The sequence below is a fragment of the Micromonospora fulviviridis genome, from assembly GCF_014648395.1.
Classification (GTDB): Bacteria; Actinomycetota; Actinomycetes; order Mycobacteriales; family Micromonosporaceae; genus Micromonospora; species Micromonospora fulviviridis.
The window spans coordinates 403,871-424,380 of record NZ_BMRA01000007.1 but is presented as its reverse complement, the minus strand read 5'-3'; the positions used below and the strand labels follow the sequence as shown (position 1 = coordinate 424,380).

The 20,510-nt window shown below is 74.6% G+C and carries 18 protein-coding genes; 7 read left to right on the top strand and 11 right to left on the bottom strand.

Features of this window, described 5'->3' with window-relative positions; genetic code table 11:
- Window positions 1-135 precede the first annotated feature (135 nt).
- Together IEY96_RS21100 and IEY96_RS21095 are read left to right on the top strand one after the other, a co-directional pair.
- Complete coding sequence (locus IEY96_RS21100) at window positions 136-1,047, top strand: SCO6745 family protein (RefSeq protein ID WP_229791750.1); 912 nt, start codon at window positions 136-138, stop codon at window positions 1,045-1,047.
- Window positions 1,048-1,207: 160 nt separating this feature from the next.
- Entirely contained in the window at window positions 1,208-1,447 is a 240-nt protein-coding gene (locus IEY96_RS21095; protein ID WP_229791749.1) for a cupredoxin domain-containing protein, read from the top strand.
- Here IEY96_RS21095 and IEY96_RS21090 read toward each other — a convergent pair whose 3' ends face one another.
- From IEY96_RS21090 to IEY96_RS21050, 9 genes are all read right to left on the bottom strand, one after another.
- Entirely contained in the window at window positions 1,448-4,195 is a 2,748-nt protein-coding gene (locus IEY96_RS21090) for a glycoside hydrolase family 38 N-terminal domain-containing protein (RefSeq protein WP_189196520.1), read from the bottom strand.
- Complete coding sequence (locus tag IEY96_RS21085; RefSeq protein ID WP_189196519.1) at window positions 4,195-5,340, bottom strand: Gfo/Idh/MocA family protein; 1,146 nt, start codon at window positions 5,338-5,340, stop codon at window positions 4,195-4,197. Before IEY96_RS21085 ends, IEY96_RS21090 begins: the two co-directional genes overlap by 1 nt.
- A complete protein-coding gene (locus tag IEY96_RS21080; RefSeq protein ID WP_229791748.1) occupies window positions 5,337-6,248 on the bottom strand; it encodes a sugar phosphate isomerase/epimerase family protein in 912 nt (303 codons plus the stop codon). Before IEY96_RS21080 ends, IEY96_RS21085 begins: the two co-directional genes overlap by 4 nt.
- Window positions 6,239-7,447, bottom strand: a complete 1,209-nt coding sequence (locus IEY96_RS21075) for a CehA/McbA family metallohydrolase (RefSeq protein ID WP_189196518.1) — start codon at window positions 7,445-7,447, stop codon at window positions 6,239-6,241. The genes IEY96_RS21080 and IEY96_RS21075 overlap by 10 nt, the downstream gene beginning before the upstream one ends.
- A gap of 2 nt (window positions 7,448-7,449) precedes the next feature.
- Window positions 7,450-8,622, bottom strand: a complete 1,173-nt coding sequence (locus tag IEY96_RS21070) for an ABC transporter ATP-binding protein (protein WP_189196517.1) — start codon at window positions 8,620-8,622, stop codon at window positions 7,450-7,452.
- Window positions 8,622-9,494, bottom strand: a complete 873-nt coding sequence (locus tag IEY96_RS21065; protein WP_229791747.1) for a carbohydrate ABC transporter permease — start codon at window positions 9,492-9,494, stop codon at window positions 8,622-8,624. The genes IEY96_RS21070 and IEY96_RS21065 overlap by 1 nt, the downstream gene beginning before the upstream one ends.
- Entirely contained in the window at window positions 9,491-10,414 is a 924-nt protein-coding gene (locus IEY96_RS21060; protein WP_229791746.1) for a carbohydrate ABC transporter permease, read from the bottom strand. The genes IEY96_RS21065 and IEY96_RS21060 overlap by 4 nt, the downstream gene beginning before the upstream one ends.
- Window positions 10,415-10,418: 4 nt before the next feature.
- On the bottom strand, window positions 10,419-11,816 hold the full coding sequence (locus IEY96_RS21055; RefSeq protein ID WP_189196515.1) for an extracellular solute-binding protein: 1,398 nt from the start codon (window positions 11,814-11,816) through the stop codon (window positions 10,419-10,421).
- 154 nt (window positions 11,817-11,970) lie between these two features.
- A complete protein-coding gene (locus tag IEY96_RS21050; protein WP_107075031.1) occupies window positions 11,971-12,708 on the bottom strand; it encodes a GntR family transcriptional regulator in 738 nt (245 codons plus the stop codon).
- A 189-nt stretch (window positions 12,709-12,897) separates the two neighbouring features.
- Between IEY96_RS21050 and iolC the strand changes: the two genes are divergently transcribed.
- Genes iolC through IEY96_RS21025 form a run of 5 tightly spaced genes read left to right on the top strand, consistent with a single transcriptional unit; the run spans window position 12,898 to window position 18,253 of the window.
- The gene (gene iolC, locus IEY96_RS21045; RefSeq protein ID WP_189196513.1) at window positions 12,898-13,881 is read left to right on the top strand and encodes a 5-dehydro-2-deoxygluconokinase; all 984 of its coding nucleotides are present in this window, start codon (window positions 12,898-12,900) and stop codon (window positions 13,879-13,881) included.
- On the top strand, window positions 13,878-14,765 hold the full coding sequence (locus IEY96_RS21040; RefSeq protein ID WP_189196512.1) for a Cgl0159 family (beta/alpha)8-fold protein: 888 nt from the start codon (window positions 13,878-13,880) through the stop codon (window positions 14,763-14,765). Before iolC ends, IEY96_RS21040 begins: the two co-directional genes overlap by 4 nt.
- Window positions 14,762-15,658, top strand: a complete 897-nt coding sequence (iolB, locus tag IEY96_RS21035) for a 5-deoxy-glucuronate isomerase (protein WP_189196511.1) — start codon at window positions 14,762-14,764, stop codon at window positions 15,656-15,658. The genes IEY96_RS21040 and iolB overlap by 4 nt, the downstream gene beginning before the upstream one ends.
- Window positions 15,658-17,502, top strand: coding sequence for a 3D-(3,5/4)-trihydroxycyclohexane-1,2-dione acylhydrolase (decyclizing) (gene iolD / locus IEY96_RS21030; RefSeq protein ID WP_189196510.1), 1,845 nt, complete (start codon window positions 15,658-15,660; stop codon window positions 17,500-17,502). The genes iolB and iolD overlap by 1 nt, the downstream gene beginning before the upstream one ends.
- 40 nt (window positions 17,503-17,542) lie before the next feature.
- Window positions 17,543-18,253 (top strand): PH domain-containing protein, encoded by a 711-nt coding sequence (locus tag IEY96_RS21025; protein WP_189196509.1) that lies wholly within the window; start codon window positions 17,543-17,545, stop codon window positions 18,251-18,253.
- An 86-nt stretch (window positions 18,254-18,339) separates the two neighbouring features.
- On the opposite strand, the gene IEY96_RS21020 is transcribed toward IEY96_RS21025, so the two are convergent.
- Complete coding sequence (locus IEY96_RS21020; RefSeq protein WP_189196508.1) at window positions 18,340-18,780, bottom strand: ATP-binding protein; 441 nt, start codon at window positions 18,778-18,780, stop codon at window positions 18,340-18,342.
- Window positions 18,781-18,839: 59 nt separating this feature from the next.
- Entirely contained in the window at window positions 18,840-20,474 is a 1,635-nt protein-coding gene (locus IEY96_RS21015) for a PP2C family protein-serine/threonine phosphatase (RefSeq protein WP_189196507.1), read from the bottom strand.
- Between the last annotated feature and the right edge of the window lie 36 nt (window positions 20,475-20,510).

Here is a 20,510-nt window from a genome sequence, read left to right as displayed (position 1 = left end):
TCGTCTCGGTATGAGAACACGTCGTTGACCCGAGCAACAGGACCCGACAGGGCATCCTTCGCCCGGCCAGGTGACACGGCCGCCGTCGGCATGGGAACCTACCCGTCGGTAACGTTCCCGGCGAAAGGCAGCGACATGGCGGACATGACGGACGAGCTGGCCCCCGACTGGTCGCGGCCGGCAGCGCTCGATCCGGCCGCCGTCCGCCGCGCCTGGCGGGTGACCGAACCCCTGCACGCGATGATCTACTTCGTGCCGGAGGCGCACGAGCGGTACGCGGCCCTCGGCCTCGCGGAGCCCGCCGGCTACTTCGCCTCCCGCGCGGCCGCCCTGGGACCGGTCGGCCCCGGCCCGGTGGTCGCCAGCTTCTTCAACTTCAACCCCGCCCTCGTCGCCCGGGTGCTGCCCGCCGCCTGGGAGCGGGCGACGCCGGCCGCCGTGCTGGCCGCCCGCCTGGCGGCCGCCGACGCGGCCCTGACCCGAGCGCTCGGCGACGCGGTGCACGGCCCGGAGATGGCCGAGGCCGCCGAGCTGGCCCGCCGCGCCGCCGAGTCCGCGACCGCGTACCCCGAGGGTCGGCCGCTGTTCGCCGCCCACGCCGCGCTGCCCTGGCCGGAGCGGCCGCACCTGGTTCTCTGGCAGGCCCAGACGGTGCTGCGGGAGTTCCGCGGCGACGGGCACGTCGCCGCTCTGGTGCTGGCGGGCCTGACCGGTTTGGAGGCACTGGTGCTGCACGCCGCGTCCGGCGAGGTGTCGGTCCGCTTCCTGCGCCGCACGCGGGGCTGGAACGGCGAGCAGTGGGCGGACGCGGTCGAGCGGCTGCGCGGGCGCGGGTTGGTCGAGGGCGACGGGCCGACCCTGAGCGACCGTGGGCGGGCGCAGCGCGCGTGGCTCGAGGCCGCCACCGACCGGCTCGCCATGCCCGCGTACGAGGTGCTCGGCGCCGACGGGTGCGCCCGCCTCGCCGAGCTGACCCGGCCGATGAGCCGGGCCGTGGTCGACGCCGGACTGCTCGACCTCGACAACGCCGCGCCGCGTCCGCGGTAGGTGGTCGCGCTCCGGCGGGCGGCACGCCGGCCGGTCCTCAGGTCACGGCCCGCAGCGCGGTGAGCGTCACCCGGAAGAACTCGCCCCGCTCCCGACGATCGGTTCCGGCGAACCAGCCGGCCCGCCCGGCGCCGGGCACGGTGAGCCCACCGAACGTGGCGTGGGCCCCAACCGGGACAGCTCCTTCCACGTGGTGGGCGCCCAGTTCGACACCGTCTACCGCGAGGGCCGCTGGGAGAGCCGGCCGGCGGACCCGGGCGGCGCGCAGGTACTCCAGCTCGGCCCGGCAGCCGGGGGGTTCGTCGAGCTGACGTTCCCCGCCGCCGGGCGTTACCCCTTCGTCAGCCACGCCATGGTCGACGCCGAGCGCGGCGCTCGCGGCCTGTTCGAGGTCCGTTGATCAGGACAGGTCGAGGTGCACCGTGGCGATCTCCCAGGCCCGCAGCGGCAGCCGGACCAGCCCGTCGCCGCCGACCGTGAGCGGCTCGCCGGCCCGGCCGAGCAGGTCGGTGCGCCACGCGCCGCGGACGGTCGCGCCGCCGAGCACGGCCGTGGTGTCCGCCGGGGTCTGCGCCACCAGCCGCACCTCGGTGCGGCCGGCCCGGTCCCGGACGCTGGTCAGCGCGACGCCGGCACCGTCGACGGAGAGCCCGACCGCCGGCGCGGGCAGCGCGGCGCCCGGGTCGGCGGTGCCGGGGAACGCCAGCAGCTCGTGCCGGTACGCCTCGGCCGCCGCCAGCACCCCGGCCTCGTGCCAGGCGCCCGTGTACGGCAGCACCGCCAGCTCGACGGTGCGGGCGCCACGGCACTGCGCCTCGGGCGTCGGGAGCTGCGGGCCGGCCGGCTCGTCGCGCAGGGCGTGCCGGTTGCGCGACAACATCCCGATCGACCGCAGCACGGTGACCGCCAGCTCGCGGCCGGAGTCGGTCACCTCGTACTCGGTGGGCTGGGTCAGCAGCACGGCGAGCGCCCCGTCCGGACCGCCGGCGGCGACGAACCCGTTGGCCGGGAAGGTGGGCAGCGGCACCTCACCGCCACCGCCCTCCGCCGTCAGGCCGCGCGCCACGACGGCGAACTGGCCCTCGGCGTACGAGGTGTCGGCCGGTGACGGCAGCGGCAGGTGCAGCCGGACCCGGTGGTCGTCGCAGCGGTTGTCGAACTCGACGCGCAGCCGGACGAACCGCTCGCCGCGGCGCAGCTCGACCCGGGTGGTCACGGTGACCGGTTCGCGGTCCACGGCGCGGGAGCCGGCGTCGACGTCCGCGGCCACCGGCCACCGGTACTCGCGCACCACGTCCAGCACGGCCACCAGCGGCCCGTCGTGGCGCACCACGGTGCGCACCGCCCGTGGCTTGTCGACCAGCTCGTCGGCGGCCGGCGGGGCGTAGTTGTAGCTGTCGCCCACGTCGCCGCCGTCGACGATCCGGCCCACCCCGTCCACGGTGATCCCGTCCGGGGTGGACAGCGCCAGCGTGCCGTCCTCGGCGACGTCGACCCGGAGCAGGCCGTTGTCGAGGCCGCGGCCGGCCACCGTGACCGGGTCGGACGCGGGCGTCGCGGTCGCCGGGAGCGGCACCGGGCGGACCGCGGCGTGCCCGAGCGGTGGCACGTCGACCAGCGCCGCGACGGTCGCCCGGGGAGCGGCGAGGATCCGTACCCGCCAGTGGTCGGGCTGCCCGGCGGCGGCGAGCGCCAGCCGCACGTACTCGACGTCGAAGGCCGGATCGCCGTGCCGAGCCACCTGGAAGGTGAGGGTGGCGTCGTCGGGCGACACCGACCAGGCGGTGACCTCCTGGCCGTACAGCTCCCGGCCGTGCACGCGGGTGAGCACGGCCGGCAGGTCGGCGGCCGGCACCACGTCGTCGGCGAGCACCGTGCGGCTCCGGTCGAGGACCTGGGCGGCCACGCTGCGCCCGGCGGCGTCGGCGAGCGCCACGCCGCCGTCGGCCGGCACCGCCACGTCCAGGCGCACCAGGGCGGTACGGGCCGCCGGAGTGGGGTTGAACAGCAGGTAGCCGTCGCGGGGCACGGTGGCGGCCAGCCGCGCGCCCACCAGGTCGCAGACCGCCCGGCCCAACTGGTCGGCCTCGGCGAGGCGGGCCGCGACCTGCTCGGCGGTCTCGTCACAGCCGCAGCCGGTCACCGAGTCGTGGCAGCTGGCGTCGATCAGCCGGGTCCAGGCCATGTCGAGGAAGCGCTGCACGGACCCGTCGTGGGTGAGCGCGGCGAGGGGTTCGGCGTACCGCTCGACGCGCCGCTCGGCGCGGTTCATCGCCTGCTTGAGGTGCGCGCGGACGGAGATCACGCCGGGCAGGATGTTGGCCCGGGCGTGCGAGCGCAGCTCGCCGCGGACCACCTGGAGACCGTCGACCGTGGCCGGTTGGGTGGCGAAGTACTCGGCGAGGGTGCCCAGCCGCAGCCGGGTGCCGGCGAGGTCGGCGGTGGCCAGCAGGTCCGGGGCGTCCGGCGCGGGAGCGGCGTGATCGGTGCCGTACATGGCCAGGACCGGGGTGTCGTCGCCGGCCGGCCGCCACCCGGCGAGCCGGTCGGCGAGGTCGCCGGCCCGGCGGGTGACCTGCGCGGCGTCGTCCATGAGGCCGGCGGCGTTGCCGTAGCCGCCGGGCAGGTACTGGGTGCGGACGGTGGTGCCGTCGGGCGCCTGCCAGGCGAAGGCGTGGTGGTGCACCCGCTCCGGCACGCCGCGGAACACGCAGGCGTGGGCCAGCCCGGCGCCGGCCAGGATCTGCGGCATCTGCGCGATGTGGCCGAACATGTCGGGCAGGTAGCCGACCGGCATGGCACCGCCCAGCTCGGCGCTGCGGGTCAGCCCCCGTTCGAGGTTGCGGACGATGTTCTCCCCGGAGCAGAGGAACTCGTCGAGCAGGATCTGCCAGGGGCCCACCGACAGCCGGCCGGCGCGGACCAGCTCGATCACCTGTTCCCGCCGTTCCGGGCGGACCTCCAGGTAGTCGTCGACCGCCGCGAGCTGCCCGTCGAGGGTGAACCGCTGCCGCGGGTCGTGCTGCATCCGGTCGAAGACCTCGTCGAGCAGCGCCACCAGCCGCAGCCGGAACCGCTGGAACGGCTCGTACCACTCCCGGTCCCAGTGGGTGTGCGGCACCACGATGATCTCGGTCGGTCGCGTCATCAGCTCGCCGCCTCTCCGCCGATCGCCGCCCCGGTCAGCTCACCGTAGCGGCGTACCACCTGCTGGCTGGTCCGTACGTCGGCCGCGCCCCCCGCGATGCCGGTCAGCGGGGCGGCCCCCGCGGTGACCATCGCGTGGAACGCGACCAGCTCCTGCTCGAACGCCTCGGTCACCGACCGGTACGCGGCCCGCCGCTCGCCGCCGCCGTACTCGTCCACCACGGTCAGCGTGGTCGGCGCGTTGAGCAGGTACGGCGAGGGGAACACCAGCTCCAGCGAGCCGCGGGCGTGGTGCAGGGTGACCGTCTCCCGGTAGGCGGGGTAGTCCGGCAGGTTGAGCCACCGGATGCCGTAGCGGGCGCCGGTCGGCAGCCGCCCGCTGATCTCCACCGACGGCTCGGCCGGGCCGTCGGGCGCCAGCGGCCAGGTGGCGACCTGCTCCACGGTGGCCGGTGCGCCGGTGAACAGCCGCAGCAGGGACAGGTCGTGCGAGATGCTGTTGATCAGGATCTGGTAGAGGGTGCGCGCGCCCGGGTCGGTGCCGACGGCGGCGTCGAGCAGCCGCCGGTCCGCGGCGGACAGCCGGGCCAGCTCCTCGGCCGGCACGTCGCCGGCCGCCGGGGGCAGGTTGGCGAAGCGCAGCTGCCGGTCGCCGCCGGCGTGCAGCACGGTCACCTCCACGGCGTGCACCCGCTCCGCGCCGCCGAGTTCCGCCAGCAGCCGCGCGGCCTCCGCCACCGCCGGGTCGTACTGCTTCATGTAGCCGACCATGAGCCCGGCGCCGCCGGCGCCCAGCTCACTCAGCCGGGCCGTCTCGGCGAGCGTGTAGGCCAGCGGCTTCTCGCAGAGCACGGGCAGGCCGGCGCGCAGCGCCAGGGCGGCCAGTTCGCCGTGCGAGCCGGAGGTGGCCAGCAGCACCGCGTCGCAGCCGCCGTCGGTCACCATCCGGGCCGCGTCGGTGTAGCGGCGGGCGGGCTCCACGCCGTACCGCTCGCCCAGCTCGGTGACCCGGGACGGGGACAGGTCGGCCAGCGCGACGATCTCGAACAGGTCGCCGCGGCGTTGCAGCAGCGGCAGGTGCACGGTACGGGCGATGATGCCGAGCCCGGTCACCGCGATCCGGATCCGTTTGCCCGGCTCGGTCATCGCAGCGCCTCCTCGACCCACCGCCGGTTGGCGTGCTGGTCGGCGCGGATCCGGTCGAGGTCCCGGTTGTCCTCCGGGGCGTCCTGCTCGACCACCAGCCAGCCGGTGTAGCCGATCTCGTCGAGGCCGGTGAGCACCCCGGCGAGGTCGACGTCGCCGCGGCCCAGCGCGCAGAAGCCGCCGGCGGCGACCACGTCCATCAGGCCGCCGCCGGCCGCCCGGACCCGGGCGTGGGCGCCGAGGTCGGCGTCCTTGAGGTGCACCTGGCCGATCCGGCCGGCCCAGCGGTGCACCGCGGCCACCGGGTCGCCGCCGGCCAGCGCCAGGTGCCCGGTGTCCAGGCAGATGGCGATGTCGGTCAGTTCGAGCAGCCGGTCGGCCTCCGCCTCGGTCTCCACGTCGGTGCCGAGGTGGTAGTGGAACACCGGTTCCAGGCCGCGGTCGCGGCACCGGTCGGCGGCCTGCTGCACCCGGGCCGCGAAGTCCGGCCAGGCCGCGGCGGGCAGCGCCGACGCCAGGTCGGTCGGGGTCCCCGGCCGCGCCATCCGGCCCGGGTTGCCGGGGCAGGCCAGGGTCGGTCGTGGCGCGAACCGGGGGTCGTCGGCCGGCGCGGCGGTGAAGACGTCGAGCGCGGCGTCGAGCTGGACCAGGTCCGCGGCGAAGCCGGTCGGGTCGGCGAAGCGCAGGTCGACCCAGCCGCCGGCGAGCCCGATGCCGGTCGTGGCCAGCCGTCGGGCGAGGGTCTCGCCGGTGCCGAGGTAGCCGATCGGGCCGGAGTCCACCCCGGTGTAGCCGTCGTGGGCCAGTGCCGCGAGCAGGTCGTCGGGGCCGACGGGTGCGTCGGTGGTCCGGTAGATGCCGTAGTTGACGGGGGCGCCGGCCACCCGGGTGCGTCCGGTCAGCTGCACAGTGCGATCACCTCCATGCGGTGGGACTCCAGGACGTGCAGTCCGTCGCCGGCCGGCAGCAGGCACCGGTCGCCACGGACCAGCCGGTGCCGCCCGTCCGGGTAGGCCAGCAGCGCGCCGTCGGCGTCGAGCGCCAGCAGTTCGTCGCCGAGGCGCAGCAGGAGCGGCCCGTCGGGGTCGGCGGAGACGGCGGTACGGCCGCCGCGCAGCGCGTCCAGCAGGGCGTCGCCGGGTGCGCTGTCGCGGTCGGCGAGCACCCAGGTGGTGGGGGAGCCGGGCGGTGCGTCGTCGCCGGGGCGGTGGAAGTCGCTGCCGCCCACCGCCACGACGTCCGGCCGCCACGCCCGCGCCCAGGCCAGGGGAGCGCCCCAGGTGCGGTCCCACCAGCCGGAGTGCCACACCTCGACCAGCCGGGTGCGCTCGGTCAGCGGCTGGCGCCAGGCGCAGTCGCCGCCGAGGGGGTGGTTGACCGACATGAGCCCGCCGTCGCGCCGGGCGGCGGCGAGCCACTCGTCCGGCGGGCGGCGGAAGTCGACCCAGCCCACCGGGCCGAACACGTTGGCGTGCCCCCGGTCGGTGGTCACCTCCTGCCCGGGCAGCAGGGTGATGCCGTAGCGGGCCGAGGCGGCCGGCAGCCACGGGTGGTGGCTGACGGTGTTGTGGTCGGTGACGGCGAGGAAGTCCAGGCCCCGGCCGGCGGCGAGCGCGGCCAGCTCGTAGATGGTCTGCGCGCCGTCGCTGTGCACGGTGTGCGCGTGCAGGTCACCGGCGAGCCAGTGCCGGCCGTCGACGGCGGGCAGGTCGCGGCGGGGCGGCCGGTCGGGACGGGGTGGCGCCGCCGGTGCCGGTGGTGCGGGCTGCGGCGTGGTGCTCGTGGTGGCGGTGACCTCGTAGTCCAGCCCCTCGGGTGGGATGCGGTGCAACCGCAGCAGCACCTGCCACTCGCCGGGCTCCAGCTCGCCGGGCAGGTAGCCGGGGGTGGCCCAGTCGGCGGCGACGGTGTAGCCGTCGCGGGCACCGCCCGACCAGCCGCGGAAGCCGTCCGGGCCGACGCAGCCGAGGTCGAGCACCCCGGCCTCGCGGGAGTAGTCCAGCCGGACGGTGAGCGCGGCGGTGCCGGGTGCGACGGTGACCGGCAGGGTGCGCAGCACGCCGTCGACGCGGTCCTGCAGGGTCCACCTGCCGTGGTGCACGACCATGGTCAGCTCCGGACGGCGGCGCCGGCGCGGGGGGCCGGCACCTCGGCCGTGGCGGTGGCGGTCACCAGCGTCCCGTCGCGGTAGAGCAGCGACCGGCCGGGCCGGGGCACCACCCAGCCGGTGTCGCCCGGTTCGGGCTCGGCCCCCTCGGGCACCACGACCTGCACGCTGGTCCGGCCGGCGTCGCCGGCCGGCGAGCCCGCGTCGGCCGGGCCGGTGTCGTCGGCGGGCACGTCCAACGAGACGAGGGAGACGCTGCCCAGGTTCTCCACGACGACGACCTCGCCGGTCAGCGCGCCCGGGACCGCGGTGGGGGAGTAGTCGAGGTATTCGGGGCGGATGCCGTAGACCAGCCGCTCCCCGTCGGTGACCTGACCGTGCGAGTCGTCGGGCAGCGGCAGCCGGGCCGGCCCCACGGCCAGCTCGCCGCCGTGCACCCGCGCGTCGATGAGGTTCATCGGGGTGGAGCCGATGAAGCCGGCCACGAAGGTGTTGGCGGGGCGGCGGAACACCTCGGTGGGGGTGCCGACCTGGCGGATCCGGCCGCCCTCCATCACCGCGATCCGGTCGGCCAGGGCGAGCGCCTCGGCCTGGTCGTGGGTGACGAAGACGGTGGTGACGCCGAGTTCCCGCTGGAGGCGCTTGAGGAAGGTGCGGGCCTCCAGCCGCAGCCGGGCGTCCAGGTTGGACAGCGGCTCGTCGAGCAGGAACACCTGCGGGTGGCAGGCCATCGCCCGGGCCAGGGCGACGCGTTGCTGCTGACCGCCGGAGAGCTGCCCCGGGCGGCGCTCCAGCAGCCCGGAGAGGCCCAGTTCCTCGGCGGTGTCGGCGGCCTTGCCGCCGCGGGTGCGCCGGTCGACCTTCTTGATCCGCAGCGGATAGGCGATGTTGTCCCGCACGGTCATGTGCGGGAAGAGGGCGTAGTCCTGGAAGACCATGGCCACGTCCCGCTTGCCCGGCGGCAGGCCGGTGACGTCGCGCTCGCCGATCCGCACGCTGCCGCCGGAGGCGACCTCCAGCCCGGCGATGGTGCGCAGCAGGGTGGTCTTGCCGCAGCCGGACGGGCCGAGCAGGGCGAAGAACTCCCCGTCGGCGATCTCCAGGTCGAGGGCGTCCAGGGCGCGTACCCCGCCGGGGTAGACCTTGGTCAGCTCGCGCATGGTGATGGCGGACATCAGCGCTTGATCCCTCCGTGGAAGCGGAACCCGTACCGGCTGCTGACGAAGACGAACATGAGCGCCACCGGCAGCGAGTAGAGCAGCGAGAAGGTGGAGAGCAGCCGCAGGTCGGCCTGCCCGCCCTCGGTGTAGAGGGTGTACATGATCACGGCGGCGGGGGCCTTGTCGGGCCCGCGCAGCAGCAGGAACGGCACCAGGAAGTTGCCCCAGACGTTCGCCACCGCCCAGACCCCGACGGTGGCCAGGCCGGGGCGGACCAGCGGCACCACGATGTGCCGCATGATCTGCAACGGACTGGCGCCGAAGACCCGGGCCGACTCCTCGTAGGACGTCGGGGTGGAGTCCATGAAGTCCTTGAGGATGAAGATGGCCGCCGGCAGCAGCCCGCCGCTGAGGATCAGGATGACGCCGAGCCGGGAGTCGATCAGGTTCAGCCGGAAGGCCAGTTCGAACAGCGGCACCATGGTGGCGGTGCCCGTGACGATCGACGACAGCAGCAGCAGCCCGTAGAGCAGCGCGTCGCGGCCGGGCACCCGGACCCGGCTCAGCGCGTACGCGGCGAGCGCGGCGAAGGTCACCACCAGCGCCGCGGTGCCGGCGGCCAGGTAGACCGAGTTGAGCAGCGAGCTCAGCGCGTACGGGTTGTCCAGCAGGGCACGGAAGTTGTCCAGGGTGAACCGCGGCAGGGAGGCCGTGACGGTCGGGGTGTCGTCGAACGGAGCGGTGGCCAGCCACAGCAGCGGCAGCGCGAAGAAGCCCAGGATGGCGCAGAGGAACGTGTAGCGGCCGATCTGGGCGAGCAGGTGGCGTACCGCGACGGTGGGCCGGGTCGGCTCGGTGGTGGGTACGGGCGCCGTGTCGGTGGTCACGCCGGCTCCTTCCGCCGGCCCAGCATGCGCAGGTAGACCAGCGCGATGACCAGGTTGATCAGCAGCATGATGAACGAGATGGCGGCGCCGAAGCCGAGTTCGCCGCCGGAGAGCGCCACCTTGTACACGTAGACCGGCAGGATCTCCGAGCGCTGCTCGGGCCCGCCGGCGGTGATGAGGAACGGCGCGAAGTCGTTGAACGTCCAGAGGCTGATCAGCAGCAGGTTGGTCAGCACGTGCCCGCGGATGCGGGGGAAGACCACGTCGCGCAGCTGCTGCCAGGTCGAGGCGCCGGCCAGCCGGGCCGTCTCCAGGTGCGAGCGGGGGACGTTCTCCAGCGCGGCGGCGTAGAGCATCATCGAGAACGCGGTGCCGCGCCAGGTGTTGAAGACGATGATCGACAGCATCGGGTGGTCCAGCAGCCAGGCCGTCCCGGGGATGCCGAGCAGCGCGTTGAGCGTGCCGGCGTCCCGGTCGAGCAGGGCGATCCACAGGAAGGCGACCACCGAGCTGGGCAGGATCCAGGAGAGCAGGACGAACCCCTCGACCACCCGGCGCAGCGGGCCGCGGCGGTCGCGCAGCGCGAACGCGATGGCGAAGCCGAGCCCGGCCTGGCCGATGACCGCCGAGCCGAGGACGAACTGCAGGGTCAGCAGCAGCGAGGTGCGGAACCGCTCGTCGCCGAGGGCCTGGGTGTAGTTGTCCAGGCCGACGACCTCGGGGTGGGCGGCGGCCAGGCCGGTCAGCCGGTAGTTGGTCACGCCCAGGTAGATCGTCCAGGCGGCCGGCACCACGAGGAAGACCAGGATGAGCACCAGGGCCGGGACGAGGAACCCGGTGGCCCGGGCCCGGCCGAGGCCGGCGGCGTCGGGGGCGGGGGCGGGGGAGGCGCCCGTGACCGGGCGCGCTCCCTCGACCACTTCGTCAGGAGGTGACGTTACCTGGACCACCGACGAACCCCTCGACCTTCTTCTGGTACGCGGCGGCCGCCTCGTCGGCGCTCTTGCCCGAGGCGGCCGCGGCGGTCGCCTCCTGCAGCGCCACCGACACCTGCGGGTAGACCGCCAGCGGCGGCCGGTAGGCGGTCAGCGGCAGCACCTTCTCGGCGACGAAGTTGAGCATCGGATCGGCGGCGAGGACCTCCTTGTTGACGTCCGTCCGCGCGGTGATCCGGGCGGCGCCGGCGAGTTCCGCCTTGACCGCCTCCGCCGAGGCCATGAACGACAGCAGTTCCCACGCCTGGGAGGGGAACTTGGAGTTGGGGTTGAGCACCCGGACGCCGCCACCGGACATGCTGACGAAGTCCTGGCCGCGGATGCCCGCGCCGGGCTGCTTGGCGGGGATCATCGCGTACCCCACGGTGGTGTCCCGGTCGGCCATCTTGGCGATGCCGTCCTTCGGGTTGACGACGCTGCGCCAGAAGTAGTCACCCTCGGCGAGGATGCCGATCTTGCCGGCGGCGAACTCGGCGAACGACTTGTCGCGCCCCTTGGCCTCCTGCTGGAGCTTCGGGTCGCCCAGGCCGCCGCCGTAGACCTTGGTGTAGAAGTCGAGCATGTCCTTGACGGGCTGGGTGGCGCCGGACCACTTGCCGTCCTTGTAGATCTCGCCGCCCGCGCCCACCAGCAGCGGCAGCGCGCCCTGCATGGAGGTGGCCTCGCCCATCGCGGTGCCGGCGTTGATCTGGATCGGGGTCACCCCGGGCAGCGCCTTGAGCTTGGTGCCGGCGTCGAGGATCTCCTGCCAGCTCTTCGGCTGCCAGTCGGCGGGCAGGCCGGCCCGGGCGAAGAGCTTCTTGTTGTAGTAGAGGACCCGGCCGTCGGTGCCCAGCGGGATGCCGTAGCGCTTGTTCTCGAACGAGCCGAGGCCCTGCACGGTCTCGGGGATCTGCGACCAGCCCTCCCAGGAGTCGACCTGGTTCCCGGCCACCTCGGACAGCGGCTTGAGGTAGCCGGCCTGGACGAACTCGCCGACCCAGATGCCGTCCACCGCGATCACGTCGGCGCCGCCCTTGGAGCGCATGTCCAGGGCCAGCTTGGTCTTGTACTGCTCGTCGTCGACGCCGCTGGCCTGGAACGTCACCTTGGCGGTGACGCCCTTGGCCTTCTGCGCCTCGACGAACTTGGGGATGACCCACTTCTCGATCCACTCCGCGCCGGCGGAGTTCTTGCCGCCGACGATGGAGTTCGCGGAGATGGTGAGGGTGATGTTCTTGGCGTCCTTACCGGCGGGCTCGTCCGAGCCGCCGCAGGCCGTGGCGGCGAGGGCGACGGCGGTGAGCGCGGCGAGCACGCCCGCTGCGCGTCTCGGCTTGGCTGACATGGGCTGTTTCCCTTCGCAAGGAGTGACTTCGAAGAGACTCGCGGGATCACCCCGCCGGCCGCACGTCCGCCGCCGGCGGTGCTTGCGGCCACAATGTCATGACAGCCTGACGACGTAAATACCTGTCAGTGAAATGAGCGCGAAACATCCACCGTCACCGCTCGGCGACGGTCACCTCGAGGGAGTAGCGGCTGGCCCGGTAGATGTGCGCGCCGTGCTCGACGTAGCGGCCCTGGTCGTCGTACGCGGTGCGGGTCATGGTGAGCAGCGGCGCGCCGCGCCGCTCGCCGAGCATCTGCGCCTCGGCGGCGGTGGCGGCCCGCGCCCCGATCCGCTGGTGGGCGCCGCGGATCCGCCGCCCGCCGGCGCGCAGGATCGCGTAGAGGCCGTCGGCCTGGAGGGCCGCCATGGTGAGCCGCGGCAGGTCGACCGGGAGCCAGTTCTCCATGAGGGCGAGCGGTTCCCCGTCGGAGAAGCGCAGCCGGCGCAGGTGCTGCACCTCGCCGCCGGGCGGCAGGCCGAGCGCCGCGGCGACCGCCGGCGGGCAGGCCACCGTGGCCAGTTCGAGCACCGAGGTGGACGGTCGCTGACCGGCCCGGACCAGGTCGTCGTGCAGGCTGGTCAGCTCGACGGCTCGGCGCACCTCACCCCGGACCACCTGGGTGCCCACGCCACGACGGCGCACGATCAGTCCCTTGTCGACCAGGTGCTGGATCGCCTGCCGCACCGTGGGCCGGGACAACCCGAGCCGGTCGGCCAGTTGCAACTCGCTGTCCAGGCGGTCACCCGGGGCCAGGTCACCGCGCTGGATCGCCGCGGCGAACTGCTCCGCGACCTGGAAGTAGAGCGGGACCGGGCTGCTGCGGTCGACCGCGATCTCGGGGCCGGTCACGGAAACCTCCTCGCTGCGGCTGCGCGGGATCGGGCGTGCTGACGGGCGCCACTGTACCGAAGCGATCACCCAGCGCAGAGGGCAGATGTCATGACAACACATTGACACAACTCGTGAAGCACTGTTACCAATCAGGGACGGGATGGAGCTGGCGGACACGCCGACGCCAGCCGGGACGGAGGGCGCCGCATGCTCGATGTGCTCACCATCGGCCGGGTCGGGGTGGACATCTATCCGTTGCAGGTCGCCACGCCGCTGGCCGAGGTCGAGACGTTCGGCAGGTTCCTCGGCGGCAGCCCCACCAACGTGGCGGTCGCGGCCAGCCGGCAGGGGCTGCGCGCCGGGGTGATCACCCGCACCGGCGCCGACGCGTTCGCCGACTACGTGCACCGGGCACTGCGCGAGTTCGGTGTGGACGACAGCCACGTCCGCCCGGTCGACGGGCTGCCCACCCCGATCACCTTCTGCGAGATCTTCCCCCCGGACCACTTCCCGCTCTGGTTCTACCGCACGCCCACGGCCCCGGACCTCCAGATCCGTCCCGAGGAGCTGGACCTCGACGCGATCGTCTCGGCCCGCGTCTTCTGGCTCACCGGCACCGGCCTGTGCCAGCAGCCCAGCCGCGACGCGCACACGGCCGCGCTCGCCGCCCGGGCCGGCCGCCCGCACACCGTGCTGGACCTGGACTACCGGCCGATGTTCTGGCCCGACCCGGCGGCCGCGACCGCGGCCGTCGCCGAGGCGCTGCCCCGGGTCACCGTCGCCGTCGGCAACCTCGACGAGGTGGAGATCGCCGTCGGCACCCGCGACCCGGACCGGGCCGCCGACCTGCTGCTCGAACGCGGGCCCCGGCTCGCCGTGGTCAAGCTCGGCCCGGCGGGCGTGCTCGCCCGCACGCCGGAGCAGAGCGTACGGGTGCCACCGGTCCCGGTCGACGTGGTCAACGGGCTCGGCGCCGGCGACGCGTTCGGCGGCGCGCTCTGCCTGGGCCTGCTGCGCGGCTGGCCGCTGGAGCGGACGCTGCGCTTCGCCAACGCCGCCGGGGCGATCGTGGCCTCCCGCCTGGCCTGCTCCGCTGCCATGCCCGACTACGCCGAGACCGTGGCGCTGGCCGGGGACGGCGCGCCGCGTACGGCGTCGTCCACCGCCGCCCGGACAGGAGAAACCCGGTGAGCACCGAGTACGAGGCGCTGACCCGCACCCGCGCGCACCGGCCGCAGGCGATCGCCGAAGCTGCCGCCCGCCGTACCCGCCGCCCCTGGCCCGAACCGGGCCGGCCGCTGTTCGTCATCGCCGCCGACCACCCGGCCCGCGGCGCCCTCGGCGTGCGGGACCGGCCCATGGCCATGGCCGGTCGGGTGGACCTGCTCGACCGGCTGCGCGTGGCGCTGTCCCGGCCCGGCGTCGACGGCGTGCTCGGCACCCCGGACATCCTGGAGGACCTGCTGCTGCTCGGGGCGCTGGAGAACCGCCTGGCCATCGGCTCGATGAACCGCGGCGGCCTCTCCGGCGCCACCTTCGAACTCGACGACCGGTTCACCGCCTACGACGCCGACAGCATCGCCGCGATGCGCTACGACGGCGGCAAGATGCTGTGCCGGATCGACCCGGACGACCCGGGCACCGCCGCCACCCTCCAGGCGTGCGCGCAGGCGGTCACCGCCCTCGCCGCGCACCGCACCGTGGCCCTCGTCGAACCGCTCTGGGTGGCCCGTGACGGCCGCCGGGTCAGCGCCGACCTGCGACCCGAGGCGGTCATCAAGGGCGTCAGCGTCGGGCAGGCGCTGGGCGCGACCAGCGCGTACACCTGGCTGAAGCTGCCGGCCGTCGACGAGATGGAGCAGGTCATGGCCGCGACCACGCTGCCGGTCCTGCTGCTCGGCGGCGACCCGGTGGAGGCGCCCGACGTGGTCTACGCGCGGTGGGCGCGGGCGCTGCGGCTGCCCGGCGTACGCGGCCTGGTGGTCGGCCGGGCGCTGCTCTACCCGCCCGACGACGACGTGGCCGCCGCGGTTGACCTGGCCGGCTCGCTGCTGCCCACCGGGCGGGACACGTGAGGACCGGCGACGCGTACCTGCCCTGGGGCGGCACCGCCCGCGCGCCGTGGGCGCTGGAGGTCACCCCCGAGCGGGCCGGCTGGACGTACGCCGGGCTGCGGGTGCTCACCCTGCCGCCCGGCGACGAGGTCAGCTTCGCCACCGGCGGCGAGGAGATGCTGGTCCTGCCACTGGCCGGCGCCGCCACCGTGCACTGCGACGGGTTGCGGCTCGCGCTGAACGGGCGCGAGTCGGTCTTCACGGCGGTCACCGATTTCGCCTACCTGCCCCGGGACGCCGACGTGACGATCCGCGGCGCGGGGCGCTTCGCGCTGCCGTCGGCGCGGGCCACCCGCCGGCTGTCGCCCCGCTACGGCGCGGCCCGGGACGTGCCGGTGGAACTGCGCGGCGCCGGGCCGGCCAGCCGGCAGGTCAACAACTTCTGCGCACCGGACGCCTTCGACTGCGACCGGCTGGTCGCCGTGGAGGTGCTCACGCCCGGCGGGAACTGGTCGTCGTACCCGCCGCACAAGCACGAGCAGGACCGGACGTACGACGACGGGCGGATCGAGGCCGCGCTGGAGGAGGTCTACTACTTCGAGGTGGCCGGCGGCGAGCCCGGTGCGGCTCCGGTGGGCTACCAGCGGGTCTACGGCACCGCCGACCGGCCCATCGACGTGCTGGCCGAGGTGCGCACCGGCGACGTGGTGCTCGTCCCGTACGGCTACCACGGACCGTCCATGGCCGCCCCGGGCTACGACCTGTACTACCTGAACGTGCTGGCTGGACCCGGCGCCGCCCGGACCATGGCCTGTGTGGACGATCCCCGGCACGGCTGGATCCGGGGCAGCTGGGCCGGCCAGCCGGTGGACCCGCGGCTGCCGCTGACCCGGCCCGTAACGAAAGAGGCGTGATGCCCAGGTTGACGGTGGCCCAGGCGGTGGTGGCGTTCCTGGCCCGGCAGTTCTCCGAACGCGACGGGCGGCGGCAACGGCTCATCCCGGCCTGCTTCGGCATCTTCGGCCACGGCAACGTCGCCGGGCTCGGCGAGGCCCTGGCCACCGCCGGAGCCGACCTGCCGTACCACCTCTGCCGCACCGAGCAGGGCATGGTGCACACGGCGGCGGCGTACGCCCGGATGACCGACCGGCTCAGCACCCTGGCCTGCACCACCTCGATCGGGCCCGGCGCGACGAACCTGGTCACCGGCGCCGCCGGCGCCACCATCAACCGGTTGCCGGTGCTGCTGCTGCCCGGCGACATCTTCGCCACCCGGGTGGCCAACCCGGTGCTCCAGGAACTGGAGGACACCCGCTCCTACGACGTCAGCGTCACCGACGCGCTGCGGCCGGTCTCCCGCTACTGGGACCGGGTCAACCGCCCCGAACAGCTGCCGGCCGCGCTGCTGGCCGCCATGCGGGTGCTCACCGACCCGGCCGAGACCGGCGCGGTCACCCTCGCCCTGCCGCAGGACGTGCAGGCCGAGGCGTACGACTGGCCCGACGAGCTGTTCGCCGAACGGGTCTGGCACGTGCCGCGCCCCCGCGCCGACGAGGCGGCGCTGGCCCGGGCGGCCGGGATCGTGCGGGCGGCCCGCCGGCCGCTCGTGGTGGCCGGCGGCGGGGTGATCTACAGCGGGGCCACCGGTGCGCTGCGCCGGTTCGCCGAGGAGCACGGGGTGCCGGTGGCCGAATCCCAGGCCGGCACCGGCGCGCTGCCGCACGACCACCCGCTCGCCCTCGGCGCGATCGGCGTCACCGGCACCACCGCGGCCAACGAGATCGCCGCCGGCGCCGACGTGGTGATCGGGGTGGGAACCCGCTACAGCGACTTCACCACCGCCTCGGGCACCCTCTTCGGCGACGGGGCGCGCTTCGTGAACCTCAACGTCACCGGCTTCGACGCGGCGAAGCTGTCCGGCACCCAGGTCGTCGGCGACGCGCGGGAGAACCTCGCCGCCCTCGACGACGCCTGCGCCGGCTGGGCCACCGAGCCCGCGTACCGGCAGTCGGTGGCCCGGCTGCGCGAGCGGTGGACGGCCGTGGCGGACGCCGCCCGGCACGCCGATCCGGACGCGCCGCCCACCCAGACCGCGGTGATCGGCGCGGTCAACGACGCCGCCGGCCCGCGCGGCGTGGTGGTGTGCGCGGCCGGATCGATGCCCGGCGACCTGCACCGGCTGTGGCGCAGCGCCGACCCGAAGAGCTACCACGTGGAGTACGGCTACTCCTGCATGGGCTACGAGATCGCCGGCGGGATCGGGGTGAAGCTGGCCGCGCCCGAGCGCGAGGTGTTCGTGCTCGTCGGCGACGGGTCCTACCTGATGCTGCCCAGCGAGCTGGCCACGGCGGTCGCCGAGGGCGTCAAGCTCGTCGTGGTGCTGGTCGACAACTCCGGCTTCGCCTCGATCGGCCGGCTGTCGGAGAGTGTCGGCGCGCACCGGCTCGGCACCGCCTACACCGACCGGGCCGGTGAGCCGCTGCCGGTCGACCTCGGCGCCAACGCGGCCAGTCTCGGCGCCGACCTGATCCGGGTGTCGACCACGGCGCAGCTCAGGGCGGCGCTGGCGACGGCGACGGCGGCCACCCGGACCACCGTGGTGCACGTCCGGACCGACCGGTTCCAGGCCGGTCCGGACGCCGGCGCCTGGTGGGACGTACCGGTCGCCGAGGTCGCCGGCACCACCGAGGGGCGGGCCGCCCGGGCCGCGTACGAGGCGGGGCGCAAGAGCCGGCGCACCCACCTGCGTCCCGCCTGACCCGCCTCCCGGGGTTGACGCCGCTGCCCACCATGACGGCATGCGGAGATGGCAGCGCCCGTACTCGCTCGACATCACGACGGGATTCGCGGTGCTGGGGCTGGTCGGGGTGGCTGGTCTCGCCACGTTCATCGTGATCATGTACCTGCGCGGGGAGCTGCCGACGCCGGTGGCGATCTTCTTCGCGGTGTGGCTGGCCGGTGGCGCCGCCGGCACGGCGCGGCACGCGATGCTCGGGGTCTACGTCAGCGACGGCGGCGTCCGGTCCCGCTCCCTCCTGCACACGACCACGGTGCCCTGGGCGTCGGTCGCGGAGATCCGCAGCGGCATGGCCACCGTGGCGGGCCTGGACATGGGCCGCCCGGCGATCGTCATCGAGCGGACCGACGGCGTCGCGGTACAGACCCCGTTGCAGCGCGGCGACCTGTTCCGGCCGTTCACGTTCCGGCCCGAACTGGGCCGGCTCGCCACCTGGCCGGAACACTACGACGAGATCCTGGCAACCCTGCGGGCGCACCACCGCGACGCGCAACGCCGGTTGGCGGCCTCCGCCGGCCTGCCGGCGCCGCCGCCCGCCGCCGCCCGACCGACGACCTCATCCGCCGGAGCCGGCCGGACCGGCACGGCCCGCGACGCCCTGAGCGCTGACCAGCGGCGAGACATCCACGCGCTGACCCGGCAACACCAGCGTGGCGCGCTCACCGACGCCGAGTTCGCCGCCGAACTGGCGAAGATCCACGAGATCGGCTGAGCCCCCACGGCTGTTTTCTGCCGGCCGAGGGAGCCGGTGACCGGGCCGAGACGCTGTTCAGCTTCGAGAGCACTCCGCCGGCGCGGTCAGCGCAGCCGGATGGTGACCGTGGCGGTCAGGCCGTCGGCGCGACGGCGGAGGACCAGCGAGTCGGCCAGCTGGTCCGCCAGCCAGAGGCCCCGGCCGCCGGCCTCCGTCCCGCCGGCCCGCTGCACCGACGGCGCGTCGGTGCCCGGGCCGTGATCGACGACGTCGCAGCGCAGTTCGTCGCCCTGTCGCCGAAGGTGCAGGTGGCCCGCTCCGCCGCCATGGCGTACCGCGTTGGTGGCGAGCTCGTGGACGGCCAGGACGAAGTCCTCGGCCGGTTCGCCGGTCAGCCCCGCCGCCTCGACGCGGGCGGCGACGGCATGCCGCAGCTCGGTGATGGTGGCGGCGGTGAACGGCCGGGACAGCAGCGACGACGACTCGTGTCGCGCGTACCCGGCCCCCGTCGAGTCGATCTCGGCCGGCGGTCTGGCACCGCCCATGGAAAAGAGGTTACCCGCATTCCGGATATCCCCCGCGGGCAGTGCCGCGGCGGCGCGGCCTACCGCGGGATGCCGGCGGGCTCCGGCGGTATCCGCAGCACGACCAGGGCGATGTCGTCGTCGCTGGTGGCGGCGTAACGGGTGAGCAGCTGGTCGCAGAGCTGCTCCGCGGTCGAGCCGTGCCGGCCGGTGAGAGTCCGGATCAGGTCGGCCAGCCCCTCGTCGATGACCGCGTCGCGCCGGTCGACCAGGCCGTCGGTGTACAGCACCACGGCGCAGCCGGGCGTGAGGGTGACGCGGTGGTCACCGCGCGCGACGCCGGCCTGGACGCCCAGCAGAATCTCCGGCGTCGTGTGCAGCAGGCTGGCGGTCCCGTCGGGGGCGATGAGGACCGGTGGCGGGTGCCCGGCGTTGGACCAGCACAGCGTGTGGGCGCCGTCCCGCGCCTGCTCCTCGTCCTGCTCCACCCGGGCCAGGACCGCGGTCGCCAGCTCGTGCAGGCCCAGGCCGCGCATCGTCTCCTCCAGGCCCTCCAGCACCGCGGCCGGCGACTTCCGCACGGCGTACGCGACGCCGCGGAGCAGGTTGCGGATCTGCGCCATCGTCGCCGCGGCCTGCTGGTCGTGGCCCGCCACGTCCCCGATGACCAGCGTGAGAGAGCCGTCGGGCTGGAGGAACGAGTCGTACCAGTCACCGCCGATCCGGGCCCGCTCGCCCGCCGGCTGGTACCGGACCGCCACCTCCAGGTGGTGCGGCCGCGCGGGTGGGGTCAGCAGGCTGCGCTGCAACCGCTCGGACAGGTCCCGTTCCAGGACGGCGACCCGGCGCTCGGCCTGGCGCGTCTGGGCGCGGTGCAGCGCCTGCGCCACGGTGGCGCCCACCAGCCGCACGAACCCCAGGTAGTCGTCGTCGAGGGGCAGGTGCTGGCTCAGCCGGGCCACCAGGACCGTGTCCGCGGACGGCGGCACGCCCGGCAGGCGTACCCGCATCACGGAGGTCTCCGCGGACGTCTCCAGCACGACGGTCCCGTCGTGGAGGATCGTCGACGGGACCGCGGGCAGCGGCGGACGGCCGGCGCGGGCGGCCTCCGTGCCCAGGATGTCGACGTCGGGCAGGTCCTCCGGCACGGTACGCAGCACCCGTACCGCCCGGTCGAGGATCTCCGCCGGGTCATCGAGGCCGCTGAGGGCGTCGTTGAGCCCGGCCAGCATGATCAGCCGCCGCTGCGACAGGACCTGCGCGGTGGTCTCCGTCGCGATGTCGACCACGCCCTCGACCTTGCCGCCGGGGCCACGGGCGGCGGAGTAGGAGAACGTGAAGTAGCACTCCTCGGGGTAGCCCTGCCGGTCCATGAGCAGCCGCATGTCCCGCGTCCAGGTCGCGCGCCGGGTCGACCGCACCGAAGCGAGCATCGGCCCGATGACGTCCCAGATCTCCGGGAACGCCCGCGCCGCCGGTGCGCCGAGCGCGGCCGGGTGCTTGTTCCCGATCAGCTCGACGTAGGCCTCGTTGTAGATCATGACGAACTCCGGGCCCCAGAACAGCGTTACCGGGAACCGGGAGTGCAGGGTGAGGTCGACGGCGGCGCGCAACGTGGGGCTCCACCCGGACACCGCGCCCAGTGACGTCGACGCCCAGTCCACCCCCCGGTACGCCGAGCGCAGCGTTCCCGCCGCCTCGAACAGCTCATCCACCGCCCGACCATAGCCGTAGCCGCCGCACCCCCGTCG